Annotated in this window: 8 protein-coding genes and 1 pseudogene; 5 read left to right on the top strand and 4 right to left on the bottom strand. The window is 45.9% G+C overall.

Annotated elements, in window-relative coordinates:
• Positions 1-256 precede the first annotated feature (256 nt).
• The gene (locus B2899_RS13720; RefSeq protein WP_286886568.1) at positions 257-565 is read right to left on the bottom strand and encodes a hypothetical protein; all 309 of its coding nucleotides are present in this window, start codon (positions 563-565) and stop codon (positions 257-259) included.
• 113 nt (positions 566-678) lie between these two features.
• Between B2899_RS13720 and B2899_RS13715 the strand changes: the two genes are divergently transcribed.
• Both B2899_RS13715 and B2899_RS13710 read left to right on the top strand, forming a co-directional pair.
• A protein-coding gene (locus B2899_RS13715; RefSeq protein WP_286886570.1) for an IS3 family transposase occupies positions 679-1,771 on the top strand; the annotation gives its coding sequence in 2 pieces (ribosomal slippage) (positions 679-1,707 and positions 1,709-1,771; 1,092 coding nt in all).
• 181 nt (positions 1,772-1,952) lie between these two features.
• Positions 1,953-2,231 (top strand): annotated as a pseudogene (locus tag B2899_RS13710) (DUF4145 domain-containing protein); the annotation flags it as partial.
• Between the two features lie 77 nt (positions 2,232-2,308).
• Here B2899_RS13710 and B2899_RS13705 read toward each other — a convergent pair.
• Both B2899_RS13705 and B2899_RS13700 read right to left on the bottom strand, forming a co-directional pair.
• Positions 2,309-3,007 carry a methyltransferase domain-containing protein gene (locus B2899_RS13705; RefSeq protein ID WP_286886567.1) on the bottom strand — a complete coding sequence of 233 codons (699 nt, stop codon included), beginning with the start codon at positions 3,005-3,007 and terminating at the stop codon, positions 2,309-2,311.
• A 143-nt stretch (positions 3,008-3,150) separates the two neighbouring features.
• Entirely contained in the window at positions 3,151-3,411 is a 261-nt protein-coding gene (locus B2899_RS13700; protein WP_286886564.1) for a tautomerase family protein, read from the bottom strand.
• A gap of 665 nt (positions 3,412-4,076) precedes the next feature.
• On the opposite strand from B2899_RS13700, the gene B2899_RS13695 reads away from it, so the two are divergent.
• From B2899_RS13695 to B2899_RS13690, 3 genes are read left to right on the top strand one after another with little or no spacing between them, the layout of a single operon-like run.
• On the top strand, positions 4,077-4,223 hold the full coding sequence (locus tag B2899_RS13695) for a hypothetical protein (RefSeq protein WP_286886562.1): 147 nt from the start codon (positions 4,077-4,079) through the stop codon (positions 4,221-4,223).
• Positions 4,184-4,474: a hypothetical protein gene (locus B2899_RS18495; RefSeq protein ID WP_414631781.1), complete on the top strand. Its 291-nt coding sequence runs from the start codon at positions 4,184-4,186 to the stop codon at positions 4,472-4,474. The genes B2899_RS13695 and B2899_RS18495 overlap by 40 nt, the downstream gene beginning before the upstream one ends.
• Entirely contained in the window at positions 4,426-4,677 is a 252-nt protein-coding gene (locus tag B2899_RS13690; RefSeq protein WP_286886560.1) for a hypothetical protein, read from the top strand. The genes B2899_RS18495 and B2899_RS13690 overlap by 49 nt, the downstream gene beginning before the upstream one ends.
• Positions 4,678-4,815: 138 nt before the next feature.
• Here the strand turns inward: B2899_RS13690 and B2899_RS13685 are convergent, their stop codons facing one another.
• The gene (locus tag B2899_RS13685) at positions 4,816-6,165 is read right to left on the bottom strand and encodes an RsmF rRNA methyltransferase first C-terminal domain-containing protein (protein ID WP_286886558.1); all 1,350 of its coding nucleotides are present in this window, start codon (positions 6,163-6,165) and stop codon (positions 4,816-4,818) included.
• Between the last annotated feature and the right edge of the window lie 85 nt (positions 6,166-6,250).

Below are 6,250 nucleotides of genomic sequence, written 5' to 3'. Positions count from 1 at the left end.
GCAAGTTGGGATGAAATAGAAAAACGTTTCGAAGCATGGATACAACAACTACATACTACGTATGCCCGTTAAAAAGTTAAGATAGAAAAATCATTGTCAAAAGAAATAGCGGCTCACCTACAAAAAAGGGGTGCCGCTTCCTCATATCCACTAAGCTCTGCCATTATTGCGGTAAAAAATTCTTTCCGCACTCGAGTCATAGTACGCTCAGAAACAAATAATTCTGTTTGAATCATTGATCCTGTTTTCCCCTCGATCAAAAATTCGATAACTTCCGCGTACTTATCCGGCAAACAACTTTTTGCGGAATCCATAATTGGTAGCTAATACGCTGCTTCTCTTCTTGGGCAGGATACTCGAGCTTCTTTAAACGCGATGTCATCATCGCCACAATCGGACCGTATACCTCTTCCAGATCCGTAAGTCCACCAATCTCTCTCCAACTTTTCCCTGTCTCTTCTTCTATCAGCTTCTGCAGCCGTTCGTATTCTCGTACCTTTTGCTGGTATAACCGGTACCGCTTCATATGCTCCTGCATCGCTTTTACTGCCCCTGTTCCACTCATCTTCATTCCTCCCCACTTAATTCTGCCATAATGGCACACAACCTATAATGGACCCAAGAATTTAGACACGAAGAAAGGAGATTGTAAGGTTGCGAAAACGATATACAGCTGAGATGAAATCACGAATCGTACTCGAAATTTTGAAAGAAGAAAAGACCTTAAACGAACTCTCTTCGGAACACGGGATCCATGTAAATCAGCTACGACAGTGGAGAAAGACGGTTTTAGAGCAGCTCCCCAACTTGTTTGCCAGGGAAGGCAAAGAACTAGATAAAATCAAATCTGGTTATGAGAAACAGTTGGAGGATTTGTATGCCGAAATTGGCCGTCTCACTACCCAATTGTCGTGGCTCAAAAAAAATCTGGCCTCTCGGAGTAGAGAAGAACGGATCGCTTTACTCGATTGGGAGAACCCGGAATTGCCAATTAAGACCCAAGCTGAACTCCTTCATTTAAACCGTTCTAGCTTATACTACAAGCCTAAGGGACCTTCTCCGGCGGAAATCGCTTTGAAACACTGGATTGATCAAATCTACACGCAATGTCCTTTCTATGGGTCACGCCGAATTACGGCTGTTCTAAACCAGGAAGGAATCGTGGTAAATCGGAAAGCCGTTCAAAGGCATATGAGAGAAGTGGGAATTTCCGGTGTTTGTCCTGGACCTAATCTGAGTAAACGTGATCAGCAGCACCGGGTGTATCCTTATTTGCTTAGAGGGCTTCCGATCCTCCATCCTAATCACGTATGGGGCATTGATATCACGTATATTCGCCTTCAGCGAGGCTGGATGTATCTCGTTGCGATTCTGGACTGGTATTCACGCTTCGTTGTGAGTTGGGAAATCGATCAGAGTCTTGAAATTGATTTTATCTTACAGGCGGTAAAACGAGCCCTATCTGAACATAAGCCAGCCATCGTAAACAGTGATCAGGGAAGCCATTTTACAAGTCCTCAGTATATCAATCTCTTGAAAGATGCAGAGGTTCGGATTAGTATGGATGGCAAAGGTCGAGCCTTAGATAATATTTTTACCGAACGCCTATGGAGATCGCTCAAATATGAGAAAGTATACATTAAAGATTATTCAAGTCCAAGGAAAGCAAGAAAAGGAATGAACGAATATCTGAATTTCTACAACTATTAAAAGAGTCCACCAATCGTTAGATTACCAGACTCCTGTCACCGTATTCTTCGGAGAAACATAGTGGATAGATGGATGTTTTTTGAGAAGCTTGGCCGCCTACGGCTTCCCCTAGTTCGCCTTCCCTTTGGTCAGGCTCTCTATGGGGCTACGTCCCCCCTCCATCACTACTAAAATATATATACTACCTTAATTTATTAAAATCCGTGTCTTGACGATGGGGGCCACCATAAACCCTCTATAATAAACTTAAAAACTTATCTGAAAAAAGAATTCTTCCTCCCATCTTAGATGATATGGCGGATATATTAAGAGATTTAGGGAATGCAGCGGCCCATGCAGATGACACGAATTTCCCAGAAGATATAGTTTCATCGATGATTGATTTCACTCAAATTATTTTAGACTATGTTTACAATCTCCCAGAAAAGCTATCTGTGGTTCAAGAAAGAATAGGAAAGAAAAAGACAACCTCTGAGGAGCTACCTGAAAAAAGTACTGAAGAAGCCACAGCAGATGCCTAAAAATATTAATGGATCATAACCATACTAACTCTTTATTAATTGAAAAAGGACCTGCAAACGCAGATCCTTTTTTATCTTTACTTTTGTAATCGTAATACCTTGGTTGCCTGGGATAGAAATCGAAAATCCGTATCTAAAAAGTCTGCCCGAATCCCGTCTTGCTCTAATTCACGAACAAGCCGATCCATCTCCCGGTACGGCTCCCCGTCAAATCCAACCAAAGGATATACTCGCACTTCTCCATCCTTATCACATATCCGGATTAGCTCCTTCAATGCGCAGTAGTGAAAATCAAAATCAAACTGATCCTCATATAAGAATAAAAAATGGCTACATAAAATGAGGGAGAACGAATTATCCGGAAACGGTAAATCCGGCAATAAAGCCTCTACATACCGCCCCTCATCGTTAAAGCTTTGGTAGTCCTTCACAAAACACGCTAGTGAGATTTCCCGTATAGCCCGATGATTGTCCATAGAGCCATAGAAATCCGATACGTACAAATGAGGAACATCCGCCAGTTTCCTGGCTGCTTCCTCTATTTCTCGCTTCCCCCGCTCCGCAATATCCGAAGCAGATAAACTATACAGCGGATCAACGGCTCTGGCCTGGTAGCCTCGTGCGTTTGCTTCTGCCGTAAAACCGGATGCACCAGCGGCCACATCGAGAATCGGCCCTTTTCGTAATACCTGCGGCTCTAGCATAAACATCCGCTCATATTCCATAAAAGAACGGCATGTCATCGCTACACCTTGTTGCTCATAACTTTTTTTCATGTTTTCTCACCTCTACTAATCTCTTCTCAGCTATCCTTAACTAAAATTTGGATATCTCTGATTGTAGGGGATGCATTGAAGCAAAGCAATAGTCAAAGCAGGTAATTTAGTATCATTTAAAGTTAGAGCTGGGTATACGTGCCTTATTCCTCCTCTGTCCCCTGCTTGCCGCACCCCTCGCCAAACTTAACGGAATGCAGTTTCCCACCGGTTGCCCAGTTCTCCCGGTCATACTCATCAAATACTACTGTCACCCACTCCGGTTCGACATTAAGCAGGCGAGCTGCTTCCTTCGTTACCACTTCTGCAAACGCCTGTTTTTGTTCTACTGTCCGACCTTTAGCCAATTTGACATTTATGTACGGCATACATTTCCTCTCCTTATATTCATCTGTGAAAATCAAGAAAAAAAATTTACAATAATCATACAACAAATTACAAAAGGAGCGATTGCTATTATGAATTTTGTGTTTCAGGTTACTGACTTCACGCTCTGCCTGTAAGAGTTGCTACAGACTCCCTTGAAGGTTCTTGCAGGCCGGGCCAAACTCTTGGGAGCGTGATGTCATTGAAACCGTATCGTACCAATCGGAGCCGTGCTTATTACCGGCACCACCGCAAACGTGCTATGCAGCGAAAATATAAGATTGCTCGCCAAAAAGGAATGTATGGGGTTATCCAGTATCGCAGCAGGTTAGATTGGATAATATGAAAGAGCAGGTAAACGAGTTTTATCCGTATGAAAGCGAAAAGTGATAAATGTAGGAGGCGGTACATTTTGTATCCGTCTCTTTTTTATCGTCCACTCTCTACTTTACGCACATTCGTTCTTTTTTTTTTGTTATTTTTGTTGTATCATTTCCTTATAGTGGTACTTTCCTTATGCTAAGAATCACAAAAATTTTGCTTCTGGACCACAAAAACGTGGTACTTCCCACGTATTTTCTTCATGTGTGGGACCGCTCAAACCCTTGTGGCTCTAAGGCTCAAGCCGTTTGGTACCACAAACCCACATAATTTTGAGGGAGATAGGCTATACATTGTACACACACGGAAGGAGGAAAAATACATGGCAGGAAGTTTGGAAAAGCGAGGAAAAGAATCCTGGCGATTAACGGTAAGCGGTGGATTCGACGCAAATGGAAAACGCATTCGATACACAAAGTCGATTAAGGCATCCAGCAGACGGGAAGCAGCTGGCACCCAAGAACACTGACCAACTACAAAGAAGCACTTAAGCTGCGAATCCTCCCCGCTCTAGGCCATTTAAGATTGGACGTGATTAAGCCAATGCACCTTCTATCCTTCATCGACAACATTCAAGAAGAAGGGATCAGGAAAGGCGGTGGCAAACTCTCTCCCGCCACGATAAACATCCACTATACCCTGCTCCGCTCTCTCTTTAAAAAGGCGGTGGAATGGGGGGCATGCTTGCCAGCAATCCTGCCAGCCATATTAAGCCACTGAAGACAAAAACAGAAGCAAGGAACGTATACACCAAAGAACAGGTAGCGGCTCTGCTACAAGCAGCACGGGAGGAAGGGATTCATAGGGAAACGATTATCTCTTGCGGTTATGACCGGGCTGCGACTCGGGGAGCTGCACGGCCTGGAATGGGATGCTGGATAACAAAAACGGTAGTTAGCAATCATCCGGTCAATAACTCGTAGAATCTTGTTTCATGACATCATATAACGCTACGTTTGTCGCCAGATTGTCCCCAATAAGCTTGTTATATACCTAAACGAACATCTGTAACACAAAAAACCCCTTATACATCAAGGGGTTTACCTGCATGTTTCAACACACTACACCCAGCGCAATCCTTTGGGATAATGGTTCTTTAATTGTCCCTGTACCAGCTTGCCCCAGCCGAGCGGGAAACCGTCCACGGTGACGATGGTCCAGCCTTTACCCGCAGCATCCCAAAACAAGGTCTCGCCCCGCAGGTAGCGCAGCACCTCCTCGCTGTCCGCAGAAAAATCTACGCCACTTTTCCACTCTCCCGGCTTCAAGGCCAGCGCCATAGCGTGGGACGGCTCGAACCTGCCTTTTTTCACCGTACCCAGATGCCATCCGGCACGCGAAATCTTCAGGCGGTTCAAACGCGGCAACCCATCCGCAAGCAGATAAAGCTGGTCACCAAACAGAGCGTACCTTCCTTCCGGCGTAAATGTGAGCGCTTCTCTGCAAAACGCTTCAAATACCCTGCGCACATCCGCAGACAACGGTTTTACTTTCTCTTCCTGCACCGTTTCCAAAGCTTCCGTATCCCCGCTTTTGCGTAGACGCGCCAGAAAATGCCCCTCGCCGCGCAGCTTGTGCGGCCAAAGACGAACGGTATGTTCCAGCTTCCCCGGTGTGAAATACTCTTGCTGCGCCACCGGCTCCAGTGAGAATTCCGGATGCGCAGCAAGAAAGCGCTCGATCTGCCGCTCGTTCTCGTCTTCTGCAAACGTACAGGTGGAATACACCATTACGCCGCCCGGCTTTAGCATCTTCGCTGCGTCCGCGAGAATATCGGTCTGCATCGATGCGCAGTGGGCAACCTTCTCTTCCGACCAATCCTCACACGCTTCCGGCAGTTTCCGGAACATCCCTTCTCCTGAGCACGGTGCATCTACCACGATTTTATCGAAAAAAGCAGGAAAACGTTCAGCCATACGGTCCGGCGTTTCGTTGGTCACCAGAATGTTGCGTGCTCCCCAGCGCTCCAGGTTTTCAGATAATGCTTTGACACGGGTCGGATGAATTTCGTTCGCTACGAGAAGTCCCCTATCTCCCAGATATCCGGCGATGTGAGTAGATTTACCTCCCGGCGCCGCGCACAAATCCAGCACCCGATCGCCCGGCACGGGCTTAAGCCCTTCGATTACCGCCATCGCGCTCGGTTCTTGGATGTAATACACGCCGGCTGCATGATACGGATGCTTGCCAGGTCTGTCTTCCTCATTATAGTAGAATCCCGGCGGACACCATGGTACGGGTGTCAGAGAAAACGGCATACGATCCGTGAACCCGTCCCGTGAGATTTTTCCCGGATTCAGACGGAGGCCGTGTGCCGCGTTTTCATCATAGCTTGCAAAAAAAGACGCAGCTTCTTCTTCCTCCATCGTCCGCTTCATGCGCTCAACAAAGCGTTCAGGTAATGCAGTCATCGAATCCATCCTTTTTCTGTGAAAATCATGAAGAAAGAGGGAGAAGAGGGAGGAAAAAAGATCTAAGGAAGAAAAAGGCCTTCGC

The sequence above is a fragment of the Aneurinibacillus sp. UBA3580 genome, from assembly GCF_002375825.1.
Classification (GTDB): domain Bacteria; phylum Bacillota; class Bacilli; order Aneurinibacillales; family Aneurinibacillaceae; genus Aneurinibacillus; species Aneurinibacillus danicus.
The sequence above is the reverse complement of the archived record's forward strand: the minus strand, read 5'-3'. Positions and strand labels throughout refer to the sequence as shown.

Coding starts and splice junctions, on each gene's coding strand:
- B2899_RS13720 (WP_286886568.1), bottom strand. CDS start 565: ATGAGTGGAACAGGGGCAGTAAAAGCGATGCAGGAGCATATGAAGCGG.
- B2899_RS13695 (WP_286886562.1), top strand. CDS start 4,077: ATGGCAGGAAGTTTGGAAAAGCGAGGAAAAGAATCCTGGCGATTAACG.
- B2899_RS13705 (WP_286886567.1), bottom strand. CDS start 3,007: ATGAAAAAAAGTTATGAGCAACAAGGTGTAGCGATGACATGCCGTTCT.
- B2899_RS13685 (WP_286886558.1), bottom strand. CDS start 6,165: ATGACTGCATTACCTGAACGCTTTGTTGAGCGCATGAAGCGGACGATG.
- B2899_RS13690 (WP_286886560.1), top strand. CDS start 4,426: ATGGGGGGCATGCTTGCCAGCAATCCTGCCAGCCATATTAAGCCACTG.